This window comes from Shewanella holmiensis (assembly GCF_025370255.1).
Classification (GTDB): domain Bacteria; phylum Pseudomonadota; class Gammaproteobacteria; order Enterobacterales; family Shewanellaceae; genus Shewanella; species Shewanella holmiensis.
On sequence record NZ_JAMTCD010000037.1, the window covers coordinates 1 to 26,602 of the forward strand.

The window sequence follows — 26,602 nt, forward strand, 5'->3', positions numbered from 1 at the left end:
ATCGTTTTCTAGTTGAAATTAACCAAGAACAAGCGATTTTAGAATACCGTTTAACTGAGCGTAAAATTAACTTTCACCATACCTTTGTGCCACCAGCAATGCGTGGCAAAGGCATCGCTGAAAACTTGGTCAGATCGGGATTAAGTTGGGCTAAACAGCAGCAACTGACCATTGAGGCCAGTTGCAGTTATGTACAAAAGTTTTTAGGTTAATCAAAGCTATTGGTTAACCTGTTAAGCCAGACAATTGTGTTTTTACCGCATCAGATAATGGCTGGCTTTTTTCAGCTTGATAGTTGTAGTGCACCATGGTTGTTTTTGCTTCGGCAGTTTGCTTACCGCCTTGCCAACAACTTTGCGCAATTTCAAAACTGCTATTACCAACACGGCTAATATGGGTTTTTACCGTGACGGTTTTGCCATAAAACGTCGGCGCATTAAATGCGATGGTAAACCCAGCAATAATCATGTTCCACTTAGTTAAATCTTGTCCGGGGTTCACTATTTCAAAAATAGGGTCTCGTGCTGCTTCAAACCACACAGGGATCACTGTGTTATTAATATGGCCTAAAGCGTCGGTCTCACAAAAGCGAGGGGTTAAATCCATAGAAAACTGAGTAACAGACACGGGTTATTCCTTTTTATTGTTATTTAGTGCGCCATTTTAGTGCCGTGACTAAAAAAGCAGTCTTTTTAGAATTCAAATGCCTATATCACTTAAAAATTGACTCAAACATTGGTACTAATTGCTTATTACCAAATTCGCTTAAATGATTATTGTCATAGTAGAAAGGACGGCCATTTTTACTTCCCCAGCACTTCTCATCATGACACAAATAAGGTATTGGATTTAAAATAGTCACCCCACATCTTACTGCGGCTTTATCTTGAGCTTGCCATATAGCATCATGGCGAGAATAATAATCAGCAATTGGGATTGAGTAATCAGATTGTGCTCCTAAAAACATTTGTTTTCGATATAACACAGTAGGTACATCTCTACCCATTTCAGGAAAAGGTCTTACTAAATACACAGGTCGATTTTCACTGAGTTTGCATAATGTTTCAATTTGTTGTGTTTCATAATCAGCTAATAATTCACGAGCTGTTTGATGTTCATTATCGAAATAAATTGTCGGTTTATTATGAAACTTGTGTACTTCGTTATATCCCAAAAGACTGCCCGTAATTCTAGCAACAACAATAACAGGCACTTGAGACGGTATTGCTAACTTCGTCACCAGCAAGTCATTAAATTTTGTACATTCTGAACGGTTCTCTTTACTGTGCATGCCCAATATTGTGGGGCAACTGTTATATGAAAACTCTTGTACACTTCCACCATGAGTCGCCTCTACAACACTAGAGACAACAGCATTTGCATGGCTATCTCCAACTAATACTGCGGCAAGAGGCCCATCTCCATGTAAACAACCCTCTGTCACAATATCGCGACCAGGACTTTGGAGACACTCTCTAAGTCTGGGATGCCTATTGAATGTTTCATTACTGGCAAGCTCAACACTTTCAGGTAAACGGCCATCTATATGAAGATGACGAGTACTTATCGCTAACAGTTCAACCACGACAAACAGTGCGACTAACAGTTGTACCTGTTTTTTCACCTTGTACTTGTTTATAAACCGATTAAAAACGATTTCGATGTAACGATATGACAATCCACCCATCACGACAGAAAATACAATGCCTAATATTATCCAGGTAAAACTATTTTGCTGACTGGCGTAATTCAAAAACACGACTGCTGGCCAGTGCCATTAATACATGGCATCAATCTCTGTCGCGTATTTGCTATAAATATTCTTACGGCGTAATTTCATGGTCGGTGTGATTAACCCCGCTTCCATTGAAAAGGCTTCAGGCAACAAAGTAAACTTTTTAATCTGCTCAAAACTGGCTAGCTCATATTGCAACTCTTTCAAACGCTGCTCAAAATGCTCCAACACTTGGCTGTTGCGTAACAAGTCAATAGGGTTTTCAACGCTAATCCCTTTCTCTAGCGCCCATATTTCTAATGCTTCAAATGCTGGTACAATCAGCGCTGAAACATAATTTCTCGCATCGGCAATAATGGCGACCTGTTCCACAAACGGACAACAACTGACTTTTCCCTCAACACGCTGCGGGGCAATATACTTGCCATTCGAGGTTTTCATTAATTCTTTAATACGATCAGTAATGTATAAGTTCCCTTCTGTGTCAATCATGCCCGCATCACCGGTTTTTAACCAACCATTGTCAAAGGCTTCAGCGGTATCTTCTGGTCGATTAAAATAACCGCGCATGACTGTTTCGCCACGCACTAGAATTTCATTATTGTCGCCAATTTTAATCTCCATAGCATGTAAAGGCTTACCGTTAGATCCTGGCACTCGATTGCTTAAAGTATTACAGGTAACCGTGGCACATGTCTCTGTCATTCCGTAACCACACAGAATAGGCACGCCAATGCTATGAAAAAATGCGCCAACATTGACATCAAGCGCCGCACCACCCACAGGCATAAAGGTTAAGCGGCCGCCCAACACATTTTGTAATTTACTAAAGACTAATTTATTCGCCAATTTCCATTGCGCGGATAGCAATTTACTGGGACGTTTTCTACCCTGAGTCACTTCAAACTGACGAGCACCGACCCCTATAGCCCAATGAAATAGCTTTTGGCGTATTGCGGGGGCGGAATTCACTTTGTCATGAACTGCGCTGTAAACCTTTTCAAGAAAACGTGGCACAACACATAAGGTGTGCGGTTTTACCGCGGCGATGGCTTCTTTTACTCTATGGGTATCGTTTAAATACACGTTTCGGCCACCACGACATAACACGTAAAATGTCCAACCACGTTCGAAAACATGACTTAGTGGTAAAAATGCCAATGACACATCACCGGCTTTAAAAGCAATTTCAGTATCGTGCTGCTCGACCATAGAGGCAATATTGCGATAATCTAACATCACACCTTTAGGCTCACCTGTGGTGCCCGAGGTATAAATAAGTGTGAGTAAATCATCAAGTGATGTTTGAGATAAACGCAGGGTTAATTCATCATGGCTTTGTTGCGAAGGGCTAGAGTTGAGCAAATCATCTAGATGAAAATGAACATCGGACGCTAGCTTTACCTTGCTATCAAACACCACGATATGCTGAACACTTGGACACTGAGCTTGAATTTTACACGCTGTGTGATACTGGCCTTCATCACCCGCAAAAATAACCTTGGCCCGAGAATCATTCACAATGAATACCGCTTGTTCCATTGTGCTTGTCGGATAAACAGGTACTACAACATTACGCGCCTTTAGGGCACCTATGTCAGCACAGGTCCATTGCGGGCAGTTTTGCGCCACAATAACCACTTTATCATGCACATGAAGACCAAAATCAATTAATAACTGTGCAATTTTACTGGTTATGCTATCAAACTGATGCCAGGAAACCGCGTTCCAAGGCGCAGCCATTTCAAAGCCTTCAAGGGCAATGTTTTCGCCTAATGTCTGGCTTTGCTGCTGCAGCAGTCGAACGATATGATAGTTTTCTAACAACATAGTGAGATACCTTTTAGCTTACAGGCGTACTGTTTTATCACATTCTACCTGAAGCTATCTTAAACCATAAGAGTTTTTACTCTACCCTTGCGGGTTAGATCACTTTTTGATGGGGGATCATCACAGTTATAGCTCAATCACACCTTTTCTCCACAACCGATCTTTGCTCCAAATAAACAACCACACGCCGACCACTGTCAATAAAAAATCTGCCATCAGCCATCCGTCCATATCCTGCTGCGCTTGTAATGCCTTAAAGCTAAATGATACGAAAAGTGAATGGATAATCATGACCAGCATAATGGCTGACATTTGACTGATATTTCGGCTTAGTGCCCCGAGTCCTAATGCAAATAGCCCACTCCATAATACGCATAGCAATAGATGGGCAATAAATGGCAAAGATAGTGGCTGCCCAAAAACCAAACCAGCCAAACAAACCAGCAGCATACTCAAGATAGATAAACTAATTAACCGAGCGCTGGCCTTAAAGAAAGCCTGCTGCAAGCCAACTAACCCAGAAAATCCGGGCAACATAAACAAGGTCTCAACTCCCCGCCATCGCTGAACTCGGCTCCAATGTACTAGACAACACATCATTAATAACAGTTGCCCAACTATCAATTGAATAGGAAGATGCCACTCAAATAGCGTCGACGGAATAAATATTAACAAACCCAATACGGTGACCATGACCAAGGCCATCGCCAAAAGTGGGCCGACAAAAAAGCTCGCTGGGTGTAAATATCGATTCAGTTTATCAAGCAGATTATGTTGTTTCATGCTCGGTAACCAAAACCAGCCCATTTCCATACCGCTTAAATAGGTTGCTCGGGCATCGTGATGCCAAGTTAATTGCCCTAGTTTCACTCTGACAAATTCAAGTAGCATCACTAAGGGGATCACCAACATCCACCAAGGTAAATTTAGCGTCATCTGATCAAAAAAAGGCATACCGATAAACAGTAAGATTGAAAACTGAAAGCCTTTGTTCCAATGCAAACACCCCCATAAAAAGGCCAAACTGATCAATACCGCTATCAGTACCGAGGCCAACGTTTGTGGGGCAAATATCACCGCAAACCCTAATGCAAAAATCATTATGCTCAAAAGAATAACAATGGATTGCACCACAACATTACGTTGATAACCGGGAATTAAAAAGCTGGTTTCAGCTCCGACCAAACGGTTTAATTGCCATAAAACAGACATGCAGCTAGATACCACAGACATAGATAACATTAAGCCGATTGATGATGTTTTATCGTTATATAAACTTAAGACCGCTATGCCAAACCCGAATAAACTGGTTAATAAAAAACATACGCTACCCGCATCAAATAACCACAAGCGAAACATACCACGGTAGCTATCTCGACTCATAAAATCGCTTAACTTAACCCCATGTGGTGTAAGTCGGTTTGCAGATCTCACTAGGTTGGTCAAAATAGCGTTCATCGATGCAGCTCCATAAATAGCTGCTCTAAGTTTAATGATTGTTCACTAATAAGGCCGTTAAATTGCTCCTGCAACTGACAGTTGTCGGCAACAATTAACACTGAATCTGGCATGCTGGTTTGATGTAATACCGCTAAATGCTCAGGTAATTGAGCTTCTGCGGTAACTTTGAGTAATTTTACCTGCTCTCTTAATGTATCTATTTCTTTAAACAACACTAATTTGCCTTTTTTAATCAAGGCTACATGACTCGCCACTCGCTCTAAATCAGAGGTAATATGCGAAGAAAACAGCACAGCAGAACCAGACTCTAAGGCTAAATCAAATAAGTCTGCCATAAATTTACGCCGAGCAATGGGATCTAAGCTGGCAACGGGCTCATCTAAAATCAATAGTGTAGGTCGATATGCCATCGCCATAATTAACGCCAATGATTGACGCTGACCAACCGATAATTTTTGCACCGTTTGAGCAACGTCTAACTCAAAACGCTTCAGCCACTCTTGTTCTAAATCGTTATCCCAATCAGCATAAAAACTGCGATGTAAATCTAACGCTCGTTCAACCGTAAAACCTTCATAGCCAAAGGGTTGCTGCGGAACATAACCAATGCGAGACTTAGCCATATCTGACAACGCGGTAGGCGACTCATTGAGGGTATTAATGTCACCAGAGTCGATGGTTAAAATGCCTAAAGCACAACGCATTAACGTCGATTTTCCAGCACCATTTTGACCGAGTAACCCAACCACCATACCTGGGTATAATTGCATCGACAATTGATCCAAAGCAGTGTGTGTGGTTTTACTTCCTTTCACAGGAAAGACTTTAGAGACCTGATTAAATGTCAGTATCGGTGCTTCGTTCTGTTGCATTATCGGCATTCCTTTAGCTCAATGTTCTTGTATTACTGACTCTAGCGACTATGAGTCGTTGATTCGTTATAAATTATTTCACGGCCCATTTTTTGGCGATCAATGCTTGTAACTCATCCAAAGCAACACCTAACTGTTGAGCTTGAGTCACTAAATCGTCTATTTTGGGTTGCATCAAACTGCCGCCAGAAGTGTCATCAGCATGGTTGCGTGCGGCAACGATAGATGGCTGTCCACGGCGACGCTCTATCCAACCTTGGTCCACCAATTGCTGCACAGCACGTGACACCGTCATCGGGTTAACGGCAAGAAATTCGGCCATCTGCCTAACCGAAGGTAATACATCTTCAGCTTGTAATTGCCCACCCACAATCAATCGCACGATTTGATCATGCAATTGACGATAGATTGGTTCACCACTACTGGGGTTGACATTTAATAGTTCTAACATTAGCCTTTACAAACTGTATTAATACATTGATACACCAATACACTTAGTGTAAGTTAACACAATCATCTCAAAAAGCAAAAAGGAAACGTTCCGATGATCAACAGGAAGTTTGTCAGTAAATCGCTAGCCTCAAGGTTACGCCATTACGCATTACCCCCATCGGCAACAGGCACTAGCCGTTTAGCTGCCGTGATCATTAGCGCGCTATTCACCAGCACCAGCTATGCCAGTGACGCTGGCCAACCGCAACCACTCGACACTGCAGAGGTCAAAACCCACTCTTGCCATTTAGACGGCATGTCAGAGCAATTACAATGCGGCAAAATTAGTGTTCCTGAGAACCCACAACAACCCGATGGAAAGCACATCGACATTCATTTTGCGATATTGCCTGCGATTAAAGATACTCACCCAAGCGAAGCGCTCCTTGCTATTGCCGGTGGACCAGGACAATCCGCAATAGAGCATGCTGCAGGGTTTGACAGACTACTCAATAAAGTCCGTCAGCAACGCGATATTTTACTGATAGATCAACGCGGTACTGGCTTATCAAATATACTTAATTGCGAAGATTCTGAAGCAACATCGATGCTGTCATTTAACGATGAAGGTGTTGATATTATTGCTGATACTGAAAAATGCTTAACCCAAACGGATGCCGACATAACTCAGTATGGTAGCCAAACCGCATTAACGGATTTTGAAGCTGTGCGCACATATTTAGGCTACCAAAAGCTGCACTTATACGGTGTGTCTTATGGAACACGTATGGCTCAACTGTATATGCGCCATTACCCTGAAGCCTTAAGCACAGTGACTTTAGATGGTGTAGTGCCCATGCAACAAAGTGTTGTGGCAATAGGTAGTGCTATTGAGCGTGGATTTGAATTGTTAATGCGAGATTGTGCCAGCAATGCGGCTTGTCATGAGCAATACCCTGATTTACTCAACGACTTTAAAACCGTAGATGCACGCCTGACTAAACAACCGATAAAACAGAGCGTTCGAGATCCTCTTACCAATGAGCCAAGCACGTTACTCATGACTCGCGGTAAGTTCAATGGCGCCATTAGAATGGGCTTATATACCCCAGCGATCCGCGCGCTATTACCCCATGCGATTCATCAAGCCGCCAAAGAAGATTATCAACCTATTCTTGGTATTTATGCCCTATCGGCAGATGGCATAGGTTTGGCTATGGGCATGCATGCCTCTGTTGTTTGCGGCGAGGATATTCACAGAATATCTGACCAAATGCGCAAAGATGCCAAAGAGTCTTACATTAGCTCGACCATGATGGAAGGGTTAGAGAAAACCTGTGAAATTTGGAAAGTTCCCCCGGTTGCAGATAGTTTTAGCGAACCGATTAGCAGTGATTTGCCGACATTATTGCTATCAGGCGAATTAGACCCTGCTACGCCACCTAATTGGGGGGCATTAGCGGCCAAAAACTTAACCAATGCCAAGCATTTAATTTCACCTTTTGCGACCCACGGTGTCGCCGCGCAAACCTGTGCTAACGATTTAATTGCCGATTTGGTCGATAGCGCAAGCATCAAAAAAATCGATGCGAGTTGCCTTGAAAAAGATATACGCCGTAGCTTTTATCTCAATGCTAACTCGGTAGAACCCGTTATCGCAACTGACGCTAACATTCCGGCTAGCGCCGATGAAGCAACCTCAACAGACAATGCCACTGGCACAGATAAGGAATAATCATGATTTCAGTGACGAATTTATCGAAAAAAATCGGTGATGTGCAGGCGTTAAATAAACTCAGTTTTAGCGCTCAAGATGGTCATATCACAGGCTTACTTGGCCCTAACGGCGCAGGTAAAACAACCTGTTTACGTACCCTGTTTGGCCTATTAACACCCGACGAAGGTTATGCAGAAGTAGATGGCATCAACGTGGCAGAAAAACCGATCCAGGCCAAGCAGCAGTTAGGCTTATTCCCTGATCCATTTGGCTTGTATGAACGACTCACGCCACGTGAATACATTACCTACTTTGCCGAGCTTAGCGGAATGTCGCGTAAAGAAGCAAAAGCTGCCACTGAGAACGTGATTGAACAGCTAAATTTAGGCGATATCAGCAATCGTCGTTGCAAAGGGTTTTCGCAGGGACAACGAATGAAAACCGCACTGGCACAAGCGATTGTCCACCAGCCGACCAATATCATTTTAGATGAGCCTACTCGTGGTTTAGATGTCATGAGTACACGTTTATTACGCGATATCTTAATTGATCTTAAATCGCGTGGTCATTGCGTATTGTTTTCTAGCCATGTAATGCAAGAAGTCGCTGCATTATGTGACCATGTGATTGTGATGGCAAATGGCTCGGTTGTCGCCACAGGCAGCCCAGATGAACTTTGCCAACAAACAGGGGAGTCTTCATTGGAAGAGGCTTTCATTAAACTTATCGGAACTGACGAAGGGATTGCAGCATAATGAATAAACTCATCGCAATGGTGCGCAAAGAACTCATTGATGCCGCACGCGACAAACGCTCGGTAATGGCCGGTTTATATTACGCCATCGGCACACCTTTAATTATGTGTGGCATGTTTATGGTGCTCATTAATCAATTAACCAGCCCTGAAGACTTAAACATCACCATTAACAAAGCGGAAAATGCCCCTGATTTAGTCCGTTATTTAAGTCGAAAAGGGATTAATCAGGCCGATTTAGCGGCATCTCCCGATGCCGATGTAAAAGCCATCACCCTGACCATTACTGAAGACTATGCCGCCAATATGGCTAAGGCCAAACCTGCTGAAGTGATTATTCTGGCGGATAACTCTGATGAGAAACTGCAAAATTCCATTCGACGTCTTCAGCAAGAGTTGCAAACTTATAGCTCAGAAATGGGCAGTTTACGCTTAATTGCCAGAGGCATTAACCCACAGGTGATGCAATCATTAAAAGTAGACATGCAAGACCAATCAACCCCTGATTCAAAAGGCGGCATGATCTTAGGTATTGCTATTTTCACCATGATTTACTCAGTATTTATTTCAGCGATGAACCTCGCCATTGATACCAGTGCCGGTGAGCGCGAACGTAATTCGCTTGCATTAATGCTAAGCCATCCGATTAGCACCCGCCAACTCGTGCTGGGCAAAGTGATTGCTGTCACCCTGTTTGCATTACTGGGATTAGTACTGATTTTGTTAATATCTAAAATTGCCTACACCTTTGTTCCTTGGCAAGAACTGGGCTTTAGCATCAATATTTCAACCGACTTTATGCAGCTAATGTTTGTGATTGGCATTCCTGTAGCTTTGCTCGCATCGACCTTGCAGCTATTTGTTTCCTTTATGGCGAAATCATTTAAAGAAGCACAATCCTATCTGACCATGGTGCTATTTGTGCCCATCGCCTTATCTATGGCCGCAAGTTACAACATTGCCCCTGATGTGTTGCAATGGATCCCGGTATCGGGTCAACAGCAAGCATTAATGGACTTTATTAAAGGCAAAGACATCCCCATGTTGCAGTTAGCCGTGTCATCAACCATGACTGTAGTGATCTCAATTGGCTTAATGCTAGGCATGGAAAAAATGCTTAAAAGTGAAAAAGTGGTATTTGGACTATAGATAACCTTAACAAGGGATAAAAATAACTGCGGTGTGAGCCATATCATCACTGACTCTGATGCCGCAGCTTATCTACTTAGGGATGAATGACTTAAGGAGTGACATGATGGAAAGCGATTTAGCAATAATCACCTTGGTAGCCATTATCGTTATTGGCACCAGCGCAGTTGAAATGTTTAAGTATTACACTAAAGCAAAGCAGCGCAATAATAGTCATTCAGTTGATGATTTACTGGCACAAAATAAGGCGCTAGTAGAAAGAATACAGGTACTAGAGCAACTGGTAACCGATGACAGTTTTGAACTAAAACGTAAATTAAATCAGCTATAATTTAGTCTTGATCAATCGTATATATAATATAGCAACCCCACCAAAGTGGGGTTGCTATGCAATTATTAAGTAACCTGCATGACTACTGAGTTACAACAATAAACCTACTGAAACACACTCAACACCACTTTATTCCGTCCGGTTTTTTTCGCTATATAGAGCTGCTTATCCGCTTGTTTTAATACATCATGAAAAAGGTACTGCTCAGCATGTTCAAATAGCTTGGGCACCACTACACCGCCAATACTGACTGTTAGCCACAAAGTGCCATCAACATCGTGCTTAATGTGCAAACTTTCCACAGCACTTCTTAATTGCTCTGCTACATTACTGATTGATTCCACTTTACCATCTTGCACAATGACACAAAATTCCTCGCCGCCATATCGGGCAACAAGTGCATTGTAAGGCACCATGGTCTCCATTAAACAACAAGCTACATCCACTAATGCTTTGTCACCTGCTAGATGATCATGCCGGTCGTTATAAAGCTTAAAGTGATCAATATCTATCATCATCACGCTAAACCCTGTCGCTTGTTGATGCCAATTTGCCATCACATTGTCCGCAAAAGCCTCCAGTCCACGGCGGTTAGTGATTTCGGTTAACGCGTCTTGTACTGTTAAGGTTTCTAAATAGTTTTGTTGTTCCGCAAAACGCATTAACAGCTGATTAAAGGAATTAGAGACATTATCGATTTCATCAATAAAGTGCTGGCTAGGCACCTTAGCCATTAGATTCTCATTTGAAGAGTCATTAATACTGTTGTTGAAATGGATCAGAGGTAAAATTAATAGTCGCGATAACATCATCATCGACAATGACACTATCAGGGAGGCAATTAACAATAACAATATAATAGAAACAGCATCTAACTTAGGGCTTGATGCTTTGCGGTGAAGCACTGTGATGACCATCGTCTGATCATCAAAGTCATTACGGAGCACCCAGCTGTGCGACGAATTAACCACTTTTAATTGATCTGGGCTAAAAAAGTCATTCATAGGCTGTGCATCTGCAGGGGTATTAATCATTTTATCAATAGAAAAATGCACCATAGAATAGCCGGTAATTTCGTCTATCATCTCCTTATCCACTAATTTGGCCATCGTAATACTGCCCGCGATAACACCATGGCCTTTTGAAGGCAAAATTGTTGTGTTAGTGATATAAAATAATTGTTCAGCTATCACGTAATATCCATGACGAGTTGAAGCTTTTTGCGCTGATATGTCGGCTGCAGCAGGCAATAATGATGTGGCTTTAGTTGCTGTTTTTCCCTCAATAAATTCTGTTAACGCTGAGGACCTATCATGGATGGACTCATCTAAGTATTGCCAAACAAGCTGCTTATCTACGTTATGAATAAATACCGCGTCGACATTGGCAACTTCGAAAGCATTAGCGAATAAATTATTTTCAATAAACTCATCTGAAGGCTGAACAACAAACTCGACCAAACTATCCCAAACTGCGTAGTCATAGCTTAGGGTGGTTAAACTTTTAGCTGATGCTGAAAAGGCAGCTTTGAGCAAAACATATTCTTGTTGCTGTTGGTCGACAACTTCAGCATTAATACCAGGAAGGTAAAAAAAGTAATAAATTGCCATAACTAAACAGGCAATGCTCATCAAAAGTGATGATAACAGCAGCAATGAAAAGCGTTTTAACGTCATCCACATCAGCTCAAATTCAAATATTACTATTGAGTGTAGTCGTGATTTTTCATAACGATAAGGTATCTATTTAATCTGAACTGTCATTATTAAGAAAATAACCAATATATTTCATGTTTTTAAAGCATAAAAAAGCCCAAACAATGTTGGGCTTATGCAGGGTAACCATTAAAACCTATTTGGCTTTCGGTCTAAAAGGCTTTATCACCTCTTCATTACATTCTAAAAATGGCCCATCCATTAAATCGATACAATATGGAATAGCGGGAAATACTGCATCTAAGCATTCACGAATCGATTTCGGCTTACCTGGTAGATTTACAATCAACGAGTCAGCACGAAGCCCCGCTGTTTGACGTGATAAAATTGCCGTTGGTACAAATTTTAACGATTCAGCGCGCATAAGCTCACCAAAACCAGGCATCATACGATCACAAACGGCTTCTGTCGCTTCAGGAGTCACATCTCGCTTTGCTGGCCCTGTTCCGCCCGTTGTGACAATCAGGCTACAGCCTTGGTTGTCAGCCATATCAATAAGCGTTGCTTCAATCACATCCTGCTCATCGGGAATAACTTGATACACAGCTTCCCATTCCGAGGTGAGGTACTCGTTAAGTACATCAATAATGGCTTTGCCAGACAAATCTTCATAAATGCCTGCACTGGCGCGATCACTTACTGTCACGATACCAATTTTTGCTTTAGTCATATTTTTTCTATTCCATTTCCCTACATTCAATATCGATAAAGTAGCATAAACCGAAACACGATGAATTGATTAATCTCTCGTTAATCTCAATCAATATTGAAAATAACTCGATTCAATCTGGTTTTTTGTGCACAAATTTAAGGTCAAAACATGGATAAACCATTACACGCAAACCATGACTTAACATCACAAAGGTAAACGATAAGTTGCGACGAGTGACGTGGCAGAAAACCAAAAACGATAAAAAAGGCTTAAGTGATTAACTTAAGCCTTAGGGCCTGTATATGAATACATTGAACTAGTTTAAAGCAAGCATTCCTTGCTGTTCAAATTCAGCATACTCAATCAACGCCGTAATAGACGACTCTATCGATTGCTGTGGCGATTCAAGTCGTTTAGCAAACCAATAGCGTGGTTTCCAATAGACATTATTCAAACTCGAAATTTTGACACCCTTTTTAGTTGATGCATGTAAAAACTTCGAATCGCCCATATAAATGCCGACATGACGAGCGGTTTTCGTGGTTTTGAAAAACACTAAATCACCGATTTCTAACTCATTTCGCGGCACTTCTTTGCCTAAAATACGCTGTGCATTTACAGTACGAGGCAACTTTTGACCAACAATATCTAAATAAGCCAAATACACGAATCCAGAACAATCTACGCCATTTTTACTCATGCCCCCCAAACGATAGGGCGTACCTGACCAATCATCGTGGTATGCCAATAAGTTAGGCTCGCTCCACTTAGGTAATTTGGGTTCTTCTTTAACCACAACAATGGTTTTTGCGGGCTGAACCACAACTTTAGGTGCTTGCGATGCACAGGCGCTTAATAAAATGGCTAAGCTAATAACAGACAACTTTTTTATCAATTTGACTTACCTTTAAGCCGAAATACTTCAAGTTAGTATGAGAAACATTGTTTAAAAAGACTAACTTACAATTATATTGTTCAAGTAATAAACAATGTAATCTACACCAGTTGAAAAAAATATCAAAAGAAAACTTCATCGGTAAAAGAAAAAGGCAGCCAAGTGGCTGCCATATAATCAAACGACCTATGCTTGCGCCTAATTTATCGCCATCGAAATAAAGTATCCCAATATCGTTGCGGTAACAACGCCAATAAATCCCGGCACAATGAAACTATGATTGAGAACATACTTACCAATATGCGTTGTACCGGTTCTATCAAAACTAATCGCAGCTAAATCACTGGGATAAAATGGAAAGAAGAAATAAGCATAACAAGCTGGTAATACCCCAATCAGTACCGGTGCAGGGATCCCCAATGAAAACCCTAACGGCAACATAATCGTTAATACTGCAGCCTGACTTTTCAAGAAAACCGATACCACAAACATCGCGATGGCAAACGTCCAAGGATACACACTGACAATATCGCTTACGGCACTGACTAAATAGGTTTTGTGGTGGCCAATAATCGTATCACTCATCCAAGCGATACCGAAAATAATGATCACCGCCGTCATCCCAGCGGTAAACACATTACTGGTGACAATTTTGGTAGGTGAGACATTGGTTGCCAGTAAGATCACCCCGCCAACTGACAACATCATAAACTGAATCGCCACCGACATATTGACCCCTGCGGGTAATAGTTGCTTGCTAAACATCGCAATCATGATCACCGCAAAAATACCCAGTAAGAACACAGTTAAGCCTTTCTTAGCCGTTGATTCGGAAGCTAAGGTTTGTGCATCTTCAGCTTGGGGGTCTACTAAGCTTTCACGAAACTCTGGATCCTTTAACCGCGCTTGAAACGCCTCATCTTTATCTAAATCTTTGCCTCGAGTTAAGCTCCAGGTGCATGCCACCAGCAAGCCCATCAATGTCGAAGGAATAGTCACCATCAACACATCAACTAAACTAATATCAAGGTTATTATCAACCGCAGTTGCCAGTACAACTGCAGCAGCCGCAGCTATTGGACTTGCGGTAATCCCCATTTGTGATGCAACGGTGGCAATTGCCAGTGGGCGCTCTGGTCGAATGCCTTTCTTGTAAGACACATCGTAAATAACAGGCAATAAGGGATAAACCGAGTGACCAGTACCGACCAACACAGTCAGTGAGTAAGTGCAAAGGGGACCAAGAAAGACAATATGTTCAGGATGTTTACGTAATAGTTTTTCCGCAAATTTAACCAGTAGTTTTAAACCACCTGTGGCCTCTAGCGTTGCAGACGCCGCAACAACCGCCAAAATAATCAACATAACGCTAACTGGCGGCGTGCCCGGTGCAATACCGAAAACAAACGCCAACACCGAAACACCTAAACCACCCAACAAGCCAAAGGCTATGCCGCCGTGGCGAATTCCAACAAAAATCACCGCCAATAACAGCAGCATATGTATATAAAACATCGCTTTCTCCCCCCCTGTTTATAATGCTAAGGGAAGATATATCACAATGCACTTTGCCGTTAGTGACGCAACTCAAGCAATCAAGCGATAGTAGAACTAATTGTTAAAACTGTGAAGCAGATGGCGAGACTCTTATTGAACTTTTGGGGATAAAGCCTTATTGAGTGAATCACGTAATAATTTATCTGAAGCTTCCCGCTCAGCTTTTTCCTGCTCATCAAAGTGCGTGTTAATACTGTCATCTACTTGTTTGACGCACTCTCGTTGACTCATATTTTTATCAAGTTCATTGGTATGAGTATCAGTTCTGGCATCACAAATAACACTAGAACAACCACTTACCATGGCCAAGATAGCCACAAACATTAACGACTTTTTCATATTCCCTACGCGCCACCCTTTTACTTGTTAATTGACACTGTCACGGATAAGACTCATCTCTTTAGTACAGAATATTGATGATTTTATCCCATGAAAGTGATGCATCAGCAAGGATATCACAAAAACTAAATGTGCAGCGACAATAGAGTTTGCCCGTAAGCAAACTTTGAAACAATAAAGTTGGCCCGTAAGATTGAAATACAAAGTACAGTCTTCTCAGTTGCCCGCTCACAGGTTCGCAAATTAAAAATCCTGCAATGAATCCTTTCAAGCTCCCAAATCAGGAAAATATTAACTCAAGGTAGTACCATTTGATAATAAAAAAATATACTCCAGAACATATCATATATGATAACAGTTAGCAGAGATGCTATGCTGTATCAGTAAACATCAATTCACCTTTATATGGGAGTGCTAACATTGTGAAAAATACAGACTTACAGTCACTAAAAAAAAGGGTATCAGAAGACCCAGGCTTTAATGAAGAATATCAAAAGCTTAATCTTGAATTTATGGTTATTGATGTCTTATTAAGCATGCGTAAATCTGCAGGCCTGACCCAGCGTCAAATTGCTATGCATATGGGGACAAAAGAGACAAATATTTCTCGTTTAGAGAAAGGTCGTAGTAATCCGACACTGAAAACTTTGGAAGGTTATGCGAAGGCTTGTGGTTTTGAGCTAAAGATAGACTACCGACCATTGAGTAACTAGCATAAGAAGAATAAAGAAATTCTTCGACTAAAGCCTTTAAAACAAAACGGGCTCTTCACTTTTGTTTATCATACTCTAAAATATGTCACATCAGTAGGTTACATATATCCTCAAAGACGCTAACTTAATATTTGATCTTCATACTTACAGACGATATTTGCTAACTTATCGAGCTCTCTTCCCAAAATACTCTCCGGCTCAACTCCCCACAGTTGTTCGATCCGCTTAAGAACAAGCAAATGCTCTACGGAATTTGATATCTGATTGGCAGTTAACACATCTCTAATAACAATAAGCATATCCGAATTTTCTTTAAGAAAATCAGCGTTATCCTTATCCACCACCTCAAACATATTTTCAAATGTTAGTCTTTGAGTATGGGGCTCTTGCTTCGCTACATCAGTCTTAAAAGCCTTCGTAGTTTTTGACTTTTTCCTCATATCATAGATACCAATTTTTAGCATACTCTCATTAGTATAGTAGTTTTGTATAGCGGCCAATCCCCTAGTTAAAAAGCTTGCAATACGACACCGCAAAAATGAGCTGGCGCGGCTTGCAAGCTTTGATGGGCTGGCTTAATCTCACTATGAAATATCCTTCGATTTCGTAAAGTCGCTTTGAAACAGTTCCACGCAAACAATTAAACCGCTGTGCGGTGACAATAAAGTTTGCCCATAAAAAATCAAAAACTACATCTACATTTACTAATTTGGGGTATTTGCTAACAGCCTTTTAAGGTTACTTCTAAGTTGATTATGAACACAATCAATTGATATCTCCCAATGAATGGATAAGTAATTCATTACCTCAATAACATTGGAAGGAAATTGTATTTCTCCACCGACCTTAGCAAATGGGCCATCTGTCTCTAATAAAACTCTTTCTTTGGGTAACCATGATATAACTTTCTTTGCTCTATTGGAGTGAATCATCGCTGGTCCAACAGAGAAGAAACATCCTCGCTCAATCGCCTTATCTACCTGTTTTTTAGTTCCCAAAAACCAGTGAAGAATTGGCGTACCTGCATTCGGATACAAAGCTAATAAATCTAAGACATTATCAACGGCATTTAGACTATGGATCGTTAGAATTTTGTCGTTAAATTCACTGCATTTATTGAGAATGTGCTCTAACACTACAAGCTGAATTTCCATGTGTTCTACATAGCCTTTAGAACCATCTAGTCCTATCTCACCAATATATCTTGTTTCACCGCATAATAAATCGAACAAAGGCAACTCATTATGTCGTTGATGTGCTAGCTGAGGATGCAAACCTAAAGCCGTTCGACAGCTATTTAGCTTTTCTGTGAGAATAACCGTACCTTTAAATGCTGAAGGTACGGTTGTTACTGATAGCACATAAAAGCCACAACTATCTATGTCATTAAGAACTTTTTCATAATCTGGATAGAGGTCTACATGACAGTGCAAATCCATCATTTTACTTTTTCCGCTTCAAGAAAAGTTTCAACTTCAGCCAGGCCTCGCTTGATGGTTGACTCAAGCTTTTTTCTAATATCAGCATCTTCCGGTAGGGTCCCACTTTGTCGTAACCAAGCTCGATAGTCTTTCTTTTTATTTAACCGAATAATCGCTGTTTGAACTGATTGTAGGTCATCTCGTGTTTTAAACTCTTTTAAAATAAACTTAAGGCCTTGATTCTCATAAGCTGCGTCATTCTTGAACTTCGCATGGTGTACGGATGCACGTCTTATCAAACAAGGAACACAGTGCCCACATTGAATATTTCTCCTATGCCAGTGACTGCAAGAGACGCTAAGCGGAACGGCTTTTTGTATGGCCGCCTGATCCTTACAGTCAGCTAGCATTTCACCTTTAGTCTTGAACTGATATGGGTTGACAAATTTCACATGGAAACCTGCATCCTGTAAAAGCTTTTCTAATCTGCTTAAAAAGTAGGGATGGGTTGTCCTTGTACTGTGACTGCCAATTCGGCGTCTTGTCAGTGGAGGATTAATTGATATGTAACCATTTTCGGGTACTATGATTGTCGAGATACTTGGATCATCATTGGCGTTACGTAATGCAACAATTCCTAGCACTGCCATCGATAAAAAGTTAAAACTTCTCCCTCGCATCGAAATATCTGTTTGTCCTTTTAAGCCATCCATCAAGCTTGGGTATATACTGTAAGATAGTTCGCCAAAACCTGATTTTAGTAATGACTTAATTCCTTCTTGCTTAGCCCCATCGCCTTTGTACGCATGACTTACGAGTAAAGGTTTATATTGTGACTCACCATTAAGGATATCTATAGCCCCCACAGCACTATCTAATCCCCCTGAAAACAAACAAACAGAGTTCAGCCCTTTTAACGAATTACGCTTTTCTTTAGCATTATCACTAGATATTGGCTTAGGCAGTTCCATTGACGATTCAAAAAAAGTGAACCCCCATTGATCACCTGTCAGAAAGTTTAAGATAGAAATCAATCGGCCAGACAACGTGCTCCACAATTGTACATCTTTGACGGGGATGTAAAGATGCATTTTTCTTGACCAAGCATCAGCTGCTTTATCTCGTAAAGCAAAAGTATCTGCAGCCGTTACAGCCGTGGCTATCGTCATGAGATCTATAGCGTTTGCATCGACTGGAACACCCAAAGATCGTACTTTATCTAGCAAAGCTCGCGAAGCTTTGCTGCACTTTGTTTTATCATGTTCATGGGTTTTATAAATTTGAACTGGATGCCAATCTACGGAATACGCTGGAAGTTCAGATGGATCATTATGAAAGTAAAAATTAGTCATTATAGCTCTCCCAAACTTCTACGGTTTGCTTGATCGCATCAACTTGCAATTGAGTGATATTATCTCTAGTTATCCTCCCCGCATTGCCATGCGTAAGATCTTCTACTTGTTGTTGCACAACCACCTTCACTAGCTCCCTTAATTCTTCTTCCATACGGTGATGTTTACTTGCATGTTCTGTATAAAACCATGCTTTTCCCATTCCAGTAACAATATCTTGGAATATTAAATCTGTTAAATAGCAAGAGAGTGCTTCATGCATCACATCTTCAGTAATAACACTTGCCGCAAAGTCATCCTCATCAGGTAAAGCTTCGGCTAATGCATAGTCCAGCGCGATTCTGACGGCATCGGCATCCCCATTATCTGGTGTTAAATGTTCTGTAATTCGATCAATTGCCTGATCCGTCGATAAGCCATTCAAATCAGATAATGACAAAGTAATGTTATTAACAGTAACGCTGTCGCCACTCATCATTCTGAAGAGGCCTGTACCAGCGGTAATACCGCTAGCTAGCCGTCTACTTGTGCCAGACCCGCCACCAGAGCCTTTGGCATACTTTCGAAGCGAGCTTCTCAAGTTAGAACTTCCACCGCCACCACGAGCGTATTCGCCAAAAGAAGTTCGTGCACCTGCTAAACGATTTGGTCTAGGGGCGGTGTTTATAGTTCCGGAGATTTGTTCTTGAACTTTGCCGTTATCTATTTCTTGATTAACGTCATTACTATCATCCTGACCATCGCCACCCGATGAGTCTTGACCTCCATCCACGTCATCACAAGAACCAAATTGAATAGGCTCTCCTTGCTCTGCCCAAGGTGGAACTAATGGGCTTTGATTATTTGGTCCAGTTGAAGATGCTGATGTTCCCACTACTTAACTCCCTCTAATTCTTTAATAATTGGGCTTTTCCAAACTTTACTCGGTACAGTATTCAAATATGCCAGAAAGACTGATTTGCATTTGGCATCTTTTAGAGCAAGCATTCTTGCTCCGTAAAAGCCCATAGGTATTTTCCCCCAATCTTCTACTAGCTTAAACTTCTCAATCAACCCATCCATTACTGATAAATATTCTTCCGCAGAAGTTAATTCTATTAACTTTGAGTTAGTTTCACTTGGTCTATTTCGCTGCTTCAATAAGCCATTTAAAAGTTTTTGTGCAACACCTGACATGACAGAATTGATCGAGCCCATAGGGATACTTTGTCTGCTTAGGTAAGCAGCTGCGGTAAGATCTAGATTAGAAAATGAAGGCTGAAGTTTTGACCACTTATTAAGAAATTCTAAATCATGCTTCCACTCTTCAGGCATATTTTTAATATCAAACTTATCATCAGCATTTTCCATTTCCGAGATGACTTCAGGTAAGCCTTTTTCCTTATCGATGAGTTCATAAAGCTTATTAGTTGCTTGAGTCCCCATACACCGTTCAAAAATAACTAATTTAGTTATTGTTTTTTCATCTAAATGCATTCCGCGGCGTTTAGCAGTTTTTAATCTCATCCTAATTTGGTTAAGCAATCGTTTTACGATCCTTGGGTTACCATTAATATTTGAAGATTCAGCTAAAATAGGAGATAGCTGTTCTGCAATCTTAAACTCACCTCGTAATTCATCAATATTTTCGATATTGCAGCCATCTATCAAGTCATCGACTGTAATTTGATCTTGCTGCCAGGACAATCTCAAGGACTCTTCTAGTTTTAACCTAATCTTCTCAAGCTCGGTTTTCTCCACTTTTCTATCTGACGCGATTAACATCATCAAGTAGGCTCTTACTTCAGCAACTCCCGGCTTTGGTACATGAACAGGAATTTGGATCAGTTTATCTAAATAATCAGTCTGGTGCCTTTGGGAAGCTCCTTTATGAAAGTGTGGAACCGCTAGACGGATCATGTCTTCATCTGCCGCTATAACAAACGCCGTGTTTGGCAAGAAAAGAAACAGCCTAATTGCTTCCAACGTTGAGATAGCATTGATTGGTGAGCATCTATCTAAGTTGTCGACATATACTATTAAAGGTTTATTGAAGCTCTCTAAAAGTGAAGAGTACGCACTTCTAAACTTACGAATTTCAGTGGGTGGTGAAAACTTTTTCTTAGGTTTTAATATCCCTTTCCCTTTTTTAGCAAGCTTAGCTGCATTATCAGCAGCATCTTTAACGCAACCTAAGTCAAAATCATCATCTTCCGCTTTGATTTCCGATTCACCTTCTTCATCGCTAAAAAGACCAATCAATTTCTGGCCTAACCCGAATGTTGGAAACCCAGACAGCGCTGCTCCACCTTCGGCCAACATTCCTAGTAACCTTATTTTGTCTACTCGTTTTGAAAACTCTTCAGCTTTTTCTAATAGACCTTTATCACCTTCGGCCTCCTTTAGGAGCTCAGAGGCTATTGTCTCCAGCAAGGCTGCCTTTGCATCGTCAAACCCTTCAAAGGTCCAAGCATCGAAATGGACTTGTAAATACTCTTTCTCCCCATCAATGCCTTCTTCGAGTAACTTTTTTGTCAGTTCTAAGATTGTTGATTTACCAGCGCCCCAATTACCAAAAATGCCAACGCTGATAGGCATTAATTCTTTTTCAGTAATGAGATCTTTTATTGATTCAGCGGTTTCGTTGAAGTTTAAAAAATCAACTGATGATTCTTTATCTGACCACATTGGCGGCTCCTGCCTAGTGACTATTATGATGGTAAATGTAGATTTTTGAAGATTGTCATTAATTCGTCAAATATAGATGTGTAGGAAAGCTATAACCTTCAACTCTATATGAATACCACCGTGTGTACGGATTTCAGGCATAGCTCTTGGATTCTCTACAGTTCTAGGAGCTAACCGCCTTTCTACAGCAAGGCTCAATTAAGTCATTAAGTTGCACTTAAATAAAATCCAAATGAAGGTCTTCACTAACCCTCGCAACCTTCCATCCTTTCGATTTTAGTATTTCAAAGTCTTCACTTGTCCAATCTATGTTGCTTTTGGCTGTTTTTTTATGGGATTCAGGAATAGCCAAACAAATGAGGTGAGTGGGCCTAGTTAACCCAACATAAAGTGTGTTTATCCACCCCTTTTGCAAACCTGTCGCTTCAGTGGCTTTTAATTCTCCAAGAAGATAAGGCTTCAATTGACCAAATATTGGTCCCCTATTTGTGCTTTCAAGCAATAGCGTTGCTGTATGTGTCTGTCCTTTAACCGAATGGATAGTACCAAGCCTAAGCTCAATAGTGTCCTCACTATCATTGAATTTATGCTTATATAAATTATTTCTTTCGCCCGCACCTTCTTCGAGATGACTATCAGGAAGAGCCACTTCATACCAATCAAGAAACTTGATTTTAGATAGATCGATATCAGCTCTATCAATAAGAGAACTAATCACCTCAAGAACAGTTGTAGTTATAGCTTTCCAGTTATGTTCATCCACTTTATTTGGGCTAGTCAAAGACTGCAGAACAACTTGGGTATAGACTGCTGACAAAGCATCACCAACTTCACGCTTAATGGCGCTATGTTTATTTGCCACTGACTTTATTTTTGAAAAACTTGTGCCTTTGATATTATCGAGACTGTCACTACAGATCAAAAAACAAGCTCTCAATACTCCTTCGGCAAACTTTTCCATACCCACAAATAAGCTTTTGGTATCCCTAATAAGATATCTTCCATGATTTAGGTAATCTATTAAATAGCTATGCTGTTGGTATTCTTTCGTCATCTTTTCAGCAATATATGGCGTATAATAATCCCTAATAGTTCTTGCAAACTCTTCAGTTGAAGGAGCTCCATCCCTCTCTTTATGTACATGGGAACAAACCTTCACATTTGCAGACTCAAGCTCAAAAGAGGCTAGTTCCTTTGATAGGAGCTCTGCAAATGCAGGAATAACAAAACTTCTGGTCACTTCAGTAAAAACCAATACACAATGATTACAACCTCCATTAGAAGCAGCTCTCACTCCCTGCATTGCGATGTCTAAAGGATTTGTCTCAAAGCTCGCAGCAATTGATGAAATACTTTGATCAAATCGATGACTAACAGGTAAGGTCAATTTGGCAATACTAGATGATGGATATGGATCTAAGCCATCTGATGGCATGGGAGGTTCAAAAGTATAGATTGTTTGATTAGCATCTCCAAACCTCTGCCTAGTGACAGCGTTTAGTTCTGGTATAACTGATAAAAATAGCTTGTGAAGCATTTCGGCCTGAGAGGAGGAAGTGTCTTGAGCTTCATCAATAAACAGAAGAGGAAACCTTGCCCGAATTATTTTATATACATCTTCAGATGTATTCATTAATGCTTTGGAGAATACGAAAATATCACTAAAACAAAATACTCCCTTATTTACGACCTCTTTAACGCATTTCTTAAGCAACAACTCTAGACTATCGGGAAGCTCAAAGGCTTTATCTCCACCTCTAGTCACACGAACGGCATTATAAAATTCATCAATGACTTTCCAATGAAGAGGAATACCAAGACGCTGTTCTGACTCACTTTTACCCTTATGTTCAGCTAACCATTGTTGGGCTTCAATATGTTTTGTCGTAGTAGATTTCGAACTCTTAATATCATCTAAACGTTTCTTAACTTGCTCAGCAACAAAGTGATCTGTTAAGGGAAGATAATTTTCTTTTTGTAGCAACTTACGCCTTTGAGAGCGACAAAGATCATCATCAATACTCACTAATGGAATACGTTTTGAGTTTAAATATGGTTTGGCTAAAAAATCACTAAAAAAGCTGTGAATAGTGCCTATAAAATGAGGATAACGGAGAAGCCTCTGCCCTTCAAATGTACTTCCTAACCGCTCCTGAATTTCCTCTCTTGCAGCATTTGTCATAGACAAAACACAGATCCCCTGTGTTTTGGACGTCCAATAACGTGATAATAGCGCTAATTTAGCAACAAGCACCGTCGTTTTACCACTACCAGGGCATGCCTCAACATCTAGTTCATCAAGGTTTTGCAAAACAGTAATTTGATGCTCATCAAAACCATTTTTTAAACCTAAAACTAATTCTACCCATTTAATATCTTCCGCAGAAAAAGGGAGTTCATCTTTGTTCTGATTACAGTTTAGCAACGAGCGAATACTATTCATCACTATCGTCCTCAAACAGCAAAGGAGTAACTTCAGTAGTAACATGACTGATTGCTTCTACCAATGCAGCAGGAAGCACTCCCTTCCAGTAAGCTATGCGATCATATTCCAAGCCTTTGTCACACTTCAGCTTATCATCTATATTTTCTAGTAATACTCCAAGGTGCTGACCAGCAGCAGCTTTTGAAGCTTTTTTCTTCATGATCAATGAGGCGTTTTCATCGCCTATATAGTCAGATACACTAACTGGGCTCAAGAAAAGCTCATAGACTTTCCCCGCCAAAACACCGATATCCCTATACTGCTCAGTTAAGAATTTATAATAACTTTTAGCAGCTGTCACAACCTTCGCTTGCTTAGACTTATCATACACAGTCGAATGTTCAGCTTTAGCCAAACAAGCAGCTATTGTCATTTCTTTTGCTAAACCATGAAATGCTAAAGAATATTCCAATGTCCAAGGACCAGAGTAAAAACCTTTAACAAAGCTCCCTTTGTATTCACGCTCAACTCCTTTGATTTTCTTATCATCTAATTCGTTTCCAGCAAGGGTAGAAATCATATTCTTAGGCAAAGCTGCATCTAATTCTTGATAGTCTGGATCTCCATCACCTTGGATAGTTTCATGCGCACTAATCCACAGTAACTCGAGTTGAGACTTACCTTTTACGCTATCAAGTTTAAGTTCACGTGCAGCCGGAAAAGGGATTAGATCCCAGTCATGTAAACACGCAACATTTATTCCTGGATTAGGGTAAGCTTCTGTACCAGCGAATATATTTGCGTACCGACTAAGTCCTGTATGTCCTACATTGACAATAGACACGCCATTTTCAGTGAAGTCCTTACCAAGTAGTTTAGCTATAGAAGGGAGTAATAAGTTCTCTGCATCTCCCTCAACAATCATCACTCCTCGACAGAAAAATAAATTCGATTTTGTTGCATCAATAAAGCGTTCTAGAAACGTACAATCATCTTCAGGTAACAGGCCAGCAGCCTTAAAAGGTAGCACTCTCCCTTTGTTAATCATCGTCATACACTTAATTGGTAATTTTGAAGCTAGTGTAGGGCTGTGAGTTGATAGAATTACCTGTAGATGAATGGAATGCTCTTCTTTATGTTTTTGGACTTTACTTTGGAGGTATTGGATTAACTTTAATTGTCGTTGAGGATGTAAATGAGCTTCAGGTTCCTCAATAATAAGTAAGGCAAGTTCATCTTTAGAGTCAGCAAGAAGAAGCATTTCACAAGCAATATATAGTAAATTATTTGAACCTAATCCACGCTTACCACCGATATTATCTAAAGAAATACCTATTTTCTCCAACATCTGCCTTTTAAGCGCTTCTTCATCTGCATCAGGTCCAATACCTAATTTAGCCTGAAGGTTATCTCCAGCCATTTGTAATGGCTTCAAAAAATTTGTATTCAGGGTTTCTGTTGTTGCACCTATTGCAGGCTGTCTTTCTAAGAGTTGATTCACTAAACGAGCAATACCAACAACACCGATTTTATCTATAACCTCACCAAATTTATCTTCAGATACAGAAGATAAATCGATTTCATTTTCACCGAAATCTATTGCGGGTTGCTTTCTTAATATTTTTGAAATTCGTGAGTTTCGCCCAGCATCCATTTCTTTTTCCGCATCGCGAAGCGGTCGAAGATAAGTAGCCCTTAGATTATCTCTCACTTCAGCATCTAATTCCTTTAGCCCGTGAGCTGAAGTAGGAAAACCAGCAAAAACTGTAGTTCTTACTTTTCCATTGCGTAGAACTGCATTTAACGTAATTCTTAAAACAACAGGGTTATCTTCAATTTCAGGCTGGTAAGTTAAATAGTCAGCAAAAGCCCTCTGCTCAGCGAGAGATAAATCTATAAAAAGAGCTTCTATAGAGAACTCTTTTGCCTGAAAACCTTCAGGGGAATAATGGAAGTCCTCAGTTGTAGGTCTAAGACTTTCTTGATCTCTAGTACCAAAAATCATTCTCAATGCATCAATGATCGCCGTTTTTCCTGCATCGTTTTCACCAACAAGCGTATTCAGTCCAACTTGCAATGGAAGCTTTAGCTTTTTATCCTCTCCCCCAAAGCACCTAAAATTCTCTACAACAAGTTTACTTATATACATAATCACCATCCATAGCCATTAAAAATCAATACCAACACTATCACTTAACTCATTCTGTGCGTTACTAAAATTATTTGTTTGAATCTTATAAATTGCCAAGGAACAAAGTTTTTCAACTGACTATTTATTACTTCATATTTAGTCCAACCGACCCGTCTAACAAAGCCTAATCCAAATAATTTTTTCAACCAGAAATCAACCATTTTTCTTCTAGACTCATATGCTTCAAATTCTGTTGAGAAACCCAATAAAGATTGAAGCCAAGGATCATCAGCAATATCACTAGCATCAATCGTGTAACCTTCATTCCCATGAATTTTGTAAACCCAAACAACCGTCCTCCATACATTCCAAGATGCATTCCAACACTGAACATACTTTGAAGGTTTATTTGGATAGTTTAAGTTAAGCTTTTTACACATAATTTGCATTCGAT

At 40.5% G+C, this 26,602-nt stretch carries 25 protein-coding genes; 6 read left to right on the plus strand and 19 right to left on the minus strand.

The window, feature by feature from the left end:
- Positions 1 to 17 precede the first annotated feature (17 nt).
- Positions 18 to 212 carry a GNAT family N-acetyltransferase gene (locus tag NE535_RS17705; protein WP_425347474.1) on the plus strand — a complete coding sequence of 65 codons (195 nt, stop codon included), beginning with the start codon at positions 18 to 20 and terminating at the stop codon, positions 210 to 212.
- 13 nt (positions 213 to 225) lie between these two features.
- Here the strand turns inward: NE535_RS17705 and NE535_RS17710 are convergent, their stop codons facing one another.
- From NE535_RS17710 to NE535_RS17735, 6 genes are all read right to left on the minus strand, one after another.
- Positions 226 to 627 (minus strand): acyl-CoA thioesterase, encoded by a 402-nt coding sequence (locus NE535_RS17710; protein WP_261299906.1) that lies wholly within the window; start codon positions 625 to 627, stop codon positions 226 to 228.
- A gap of 85 nt (positions 628 to 712) precedes the next feature.
- Positions 713 to 1,759 carry an SGNH hydrolase domain-containing protein gene (locus NE535_RS17715; RefSeq protein WP_261299907.1) on the minus strand — a complete coding sequence of 349 codons (1,047 nt, stop codon included), beginning with the start codon at positions 1,757 to 1,759 and terminating at the stop codon, positions 713 to 715.
- A gap of 18 nt (positions 1,760 to 1,777) precedes the next feature.
- On the minus strand, positions 1,778 to 3,565 hold the full coding sequence (locus tag NE535_RS17720) for an AMP-dependent synthetase/ligase (protein ID WP_261299908.1): 1,788 nt from the start codon (positions 3,563 to 3,565) through the stop codon (positions 1,778 to 1,780).
- A gap of 126 nt (positions 3,566 to 3,691) precedes the next feature.
- Positions 3,692 to 5,023: a hypothetical protein gene (locus tag NE535_RS17725; RefSeq protein WP_261299909.1), complete on the minus strand. Its 1,332-nt coding sequence runs from the start codon at positions 5,021 to 5,023 to the stop codon at positions 3,692 to 3,694.
- Positions 5,020 to 5,898, minus strand: a complete 879-nt coding sequence (locus NE535_RS17730; RefSeq protein ID WP_261299910.1) for an ABC transporter ATP-binding protein — start codon at positions 5,896 to 5,898, stop codon at positions 5,020 to 5,022. Before NE535_RS17730 ends, NE535_RS17725 begins: the two co-directional genes overlap by 4 nt.
- Before the next feature lie 73 nt (positions 5,899 to 5,971).
- Positions 5,972 to 6,349, minus strand: coding sequence for a GntR family transcriptional regulator (locus NE535_RS17735; protein ID WP_261299911.1), 378 nt, complete (start codon positions 6,347 to 6,349; stop codon positions 5,972 to 5,974).
- A gap of 93 nt (positions 6,350 to 6,442) precedes the next feature.
- On the opposite strand from NE535_RS17735, the gene NE535_RS17740 reads away from it, so the two are divergent.
- The 4 genes from NE535_RS17740 (at position 6,443) to NE535_RS17755 (ending at position 10,281) form a co-directional block, all read left to right on the plus strand.
- The gene (locus NE535_RS17740) at positions 6,443 to 8,065 is read left to right on the plus strand and encodes an alpha/beta hydrolase (protein WP_261299912.1); all 1,623 of its coding nucleotides are present in this window, start codon (positions 6,443 to 6,445) and stop codon (positions 8,063 to 8,065) included.
- A gap of 2 nt (positions 8,066 to 8,067) precedes the next feature.
- Positions 8,068 to 8,802, plus strand: coding sequence for an ABC transporter ATP-binding protein (locus NE535_RS17745; RefSeq protein ID WP_261299913.1), 735 nt, complete (start codon positions 8,068 to 8,070; stop codon positions 8,800 to 8,802).
- The gene (locus NE535_RS17750; protein ID WP_261299914.1) at positions 8,802 to 9,950 is read left to right on the plus strand and encodes an ABC transporter permease; all 1,149 of its coding nucleotides are present in this window, start codon (positions 8,802 to 8,804) and stop codon (positions 9,948 to 9,950) included. Before NE535_RS17745 ends, NE535_RS17750 begins: the two co-directional genes overlap by 1 nt.
- 103 nt (positions 9,951 to 10,053) lie before the next feature.
- Positions 10,054 to 10,281 (plus strand): hypothetical protein, encoded by a 228-nt coding sequence (locus tag NE535_RS17755; protein ID WP_261299915.1) that lies wholly within the window; start codon positions 10,054 to 10,056, stop codon positions 10,279 to 10,281.
- A 104-nt stretch (positions 10,282 to 10,385) separates the two neighbouring features.
- Here the strand turns inward: NE535_RS17755 and NE535_RS17760 are convergent, their stop codons facing one another.
- The 5 genes from NE535_RS17760 to NE535_RS17780 all read right to left on the minus strand — a co-directional run bounded on the left by NE535_RS17760 (position 10,386) and on the right by NE535_RS17780 (position 15,439).
- Complete coding sequence (locus NE535_RS17760; RefSeq protein WP_261299916.1) at positions 10,386 to 11,957, minus strand: diguanylate cyclase; 1,572 nt, start codon at positions 11,955 to 11,957, stop codon at positions 10,386 to 10,388.
- Positions 11,958 to 12,132: 175 nt separating this feature from the next.
- Positions 12,133 to 12,666: a molybdopterin adenylyltransferase gene (gene mog / locus NE535_RS17765; RefSeq protein WP_261299917.1), complete on the minus strand. Its 534-nt coding sequence runs from the start codon at positions 12,664 to 12,666 to the stop codon at positions 12,133 to 12,135.
- Between the two features lie 298 nt (positions 12,667 to 12,964).
- Entirely contained in the window at positions 12,965 to 13,543 is a 579-nt protein-coding gene (locus NE535_RS17770; RefSeq protein WP_280925483.1) for a C40 family peptidase, read from the minus strand.
- Positions 13,544 to 13,741: 198 nt separating this feature from the next.
- Entirely contained in the window at positions 13,742 to 15,058 is a 1,317-nt protein-coding gene (locus NE535_RS17775) for an anaerobic C4-dicarboxylate transporter (protein WP_261299918.1), read from the minus strand.
- Positions 15,059 to 15,190: 132 nt separating this feature from the next.
- The gene (locus NE535_RS17780) at positions 15,191 to 15,439 is read right to left on the minus strand and encodes a hypothetical protein (RefSeq protein WP_261299919.1); all 249 of its coding nucleotides are present in this window, start codon (positions 15,437 to 15,439) and stop codon (positions 15,191 to 15,193) included.
- 422 nt (positions 15,440 to 15,861) lie between these two features.
- On the opposite strand from NE535_RS17780, the gene NE535_RS17785 reads away from it, so the two are divergent.
- A complete protein-coding gene (locus NE535_RS17785) occupies positions 15,862 to 16,152 on the plus strand; it encodes a helix-turn-helix domain-containing protein (RefSeq protein ID WP_261299920.1) in 291 nt (96 codons plus the stop codon).
- Positions 16,153 to 16,271: 119 nt separating this feature from the next.
- On the opposite strand, the gene NE535_RS17790 is transcribed toward NE535_RS17785, so the two are convergent.
- The 8 genes from NE535_RS17790 to NE535_RS17825 form a co-directional block, all read right to left on the minus strand.
- The gene (locus NE535_RS17790; RefSeq protein ID WP_261299921.1) at positions 16,272 to 16,616 is read right to left on the minus strand and encodes a hypothetical protein; all 345 of its coding nucleotides are present in this window, start codon (positions 16,614 to 16,616) and stop codon (positions 16,272 to 16,274) included.
- 240 nt (positions 16,617 to 16,856) lie between these two features.
- A complete protein-coding gene (qatD, locus tag NE535_RS17795; RefSeq protein ID WP_261299922.1) occupies positions 16,857 to 17,594 on the minus strand; it encodes a Qat anti-phage system TatD family nuclease QatD in 738 nt (245 codons plus the stop codon).
- Positions 17,591 to 18,925: a Qat anti-phage system QueC-like protein QatC gene (gene qatC, locus NE535_RS17800; RefSeq protein WP_261299923.1), complete on the minus strand. Its 1,335-nt coding sequence runs from the start codon at positions 18,923 to 18,925 to the stop codon at positions 17,591 to 17,593. The genes qatD and qatC overlap by 4 nt, the downstream gene beginning before the upstream one ends.
- The gene (locus NE535_RS17805; protein ID WP_425347473.1) at positions 18,918 to 19,799 is read right to left on the minus strand and encodes a hypothetical protein; all 882 of its coding nucleotides are present in this window, start codon (positions 19,797 to 19,799) and stop codon (positions 18,918 to 18,920) included. Before NE535_RS17805 ends, qatC begins: the two co-directional genes overlap by 8 nt.
- Positions 19,799 to 21,592 carry a KAP family P-loop NTPase fold protein gene (locus NE535_RS17810; protein ID WP_261299925.1) on the minus strand — a complete coding sequence of 598 codons (1,794 nt, stop codon included), beginning with the start codon at positions 21,590 to 21,592 and terminating at the stop codon, positions 19,799 to 19,801. The genes NE535_RS17805 and NE535_RS17810 overlap by 1 nt, the downstream gene beginning before the upstream one ends.
- Before the next feature lie 217 nt (positions 21,593 to 21,809).
- Entirely contained in the window at positions 21,810 to 24,035 is a 2,226-nt protein-coding gene (locus tag NE535_RS17815; RefSeq protein ID WP_261299926.1) for a UvrD-helicase domain-containing protein, read from the minus strand.
- Positions 24,028 to 26,166, minus strand: a complete 2,139-nt coding sequence (locus NE535_RS17820; protein ID WP_261299927.1) for an ATP-dependent nuclease — start codon at positions 26,164 to 26,166, stop codon at positions 24,028 to 24,030. Before NE535_RS17820 ends, NE535_RS17815 begins: the two co-directional genes overlap by 8 nt.
- Positions 26,167 to 26,210: 44 nt before the next feature.
- A partial coding sequence (locus NE535_RS17825) for a hypothetical protein (protein ID WP_261299928.1) occupies positions 26,211 to 26,602 on the minus strand: 392 nt, incomplete at its 5' end.

What these genes read in the sequence shown, in the direction of transcription:
- NE535_RS17810 (WP_261299925.1), bottom strand. Translation starts at nt 21,592, where the DNA reads ATGTGGTCAGATAAAGAATCATCAGTTGATTTTTTAAACTTCAACGAA.
- NE535_RS17790 (WP_261299921.1), bottom strand. Translation starts at nt 16,616, where the DNA reads ATGCTAAAAATTGGTATCTATGATATGAGGAAAAAGTCAAAAACTACG.
- NE535_RS17755 (WP_261299915.1), top strand. Translation starts at nt 10,054, where the DNA reads ATGATGGAAAGCGATTTAGCAATAATCACCTTGGTAGCCATTATCGTT.
- qatD (WP_261299922.1), bottom strand. Translation starts at nt 17,594, where the DNA reads ATGATGGATTTGCACTGTCATGTAGACCTCTATCCAGATTATGAAAAA.
- NE535_RS17735 (WP_261299911.1), bottom strand. Translation starts at nt 6,349, where the DNA reads ATGTTAGAACTATTAAATGTCAACCCCAGTAGTGGTGAACCAATCTAT.
- NE535_RS17740 (WP_261299912.1), top strand. Translation starts at nt 6,443, where the DNA reads ATGATCAACAGGAAGTTTGTCAGTAAATCGCTAGCCTCAAGGTTACGC.
- NE535_RS17780 (WP_261299919.1), bottom strand. Translation starts at nt 15,439, where the DNA reads ATGAAAAAGTCGTTAATGTTTGTGGCTATCTTGGCCATGGTAAGTGGT.
- NE535_RS17745 (WP_261299913.1), top strand. Translation starts at nt 8,068, where the DNA reads ATGATTTCAGTGACGAATTTATCGAAAAAAATCGGTGATGTGCAGGCG.
- NE535_RS17820 (WP_261299927.1), bottom strand. Translation starts at nt 26,166, where the DNA reads ATGTATATAAGTAAACTTGTTGTAGAGAATTTTAGGTGCTTTGGGGGA.
- NE535_RS17750 (WP_261299914.1), top strand. Translation starts at nt 8,802, where the DNA reads ATGAATAAACTCATCGCAATGGTGCGCAAAGAACTCATTGATGCCGCA.
- qatC (WP_261299923.1), bottom strand. Translation starts at nt 18,925, where the DNA reads ATGACTAATTTTTACTTTCATAATGATCCATCTGAACTTCCAGCGTAT.
- NE535_RS17760 (WP_261299916.1), bottom strand. Translation starts at nt 11,957, where the DNA reads ATGACGTTAAAACGCTTTTCATTGCTGCTGTTATCATCACTTTTGATG.
- NE535_RS17815 (WP_261299926.1), bottom strand. Translation starts at nt 24,035, where the DNA reads ATGAATAGTATTCGCTCGTTGCTAAACTGTAATCAGAACAAAGATGAA.
- mog (WP_261299917.1), bottom strand. Translation starts at nt 12,666, where the DNA reads ATGACTAAAGCAAAAATTGGTATCGTGACAGTAAGTGATCGCGCCAGT.
- NE535_RS17730 (WP_261299910.1), bottom strand. Translation starts at nt 5,898, where the DNA reads ATGCAACAGAACGAAGCACCGATACTGACATTTAATCAGGTCTCTAAA.
- NE535_RS17725 (WP_261299909.1), bottom strand. Translation starts at nt 5,023, where the DNA reads ATGAACGCTATTTTGACCAACCTAGTGAGATCTGCAAACCGACTTACA.
- NE535_RS17720 (WP_261299908.1), bottom strand. Translation starts at nt 3,565, where the DNA reads ATGTTGTTAGAAAACTATCATATCGTTCGACTGCTGCAGCAGCAAAGC.
- NE535_RS17775 (WP_261299918.1), bottom strand. Translation starts at nt 15,058, where the DNA reads ATGTTTTATATACATATGCTGCTGTTATTGGCGGTGATTTTTGTTGGA.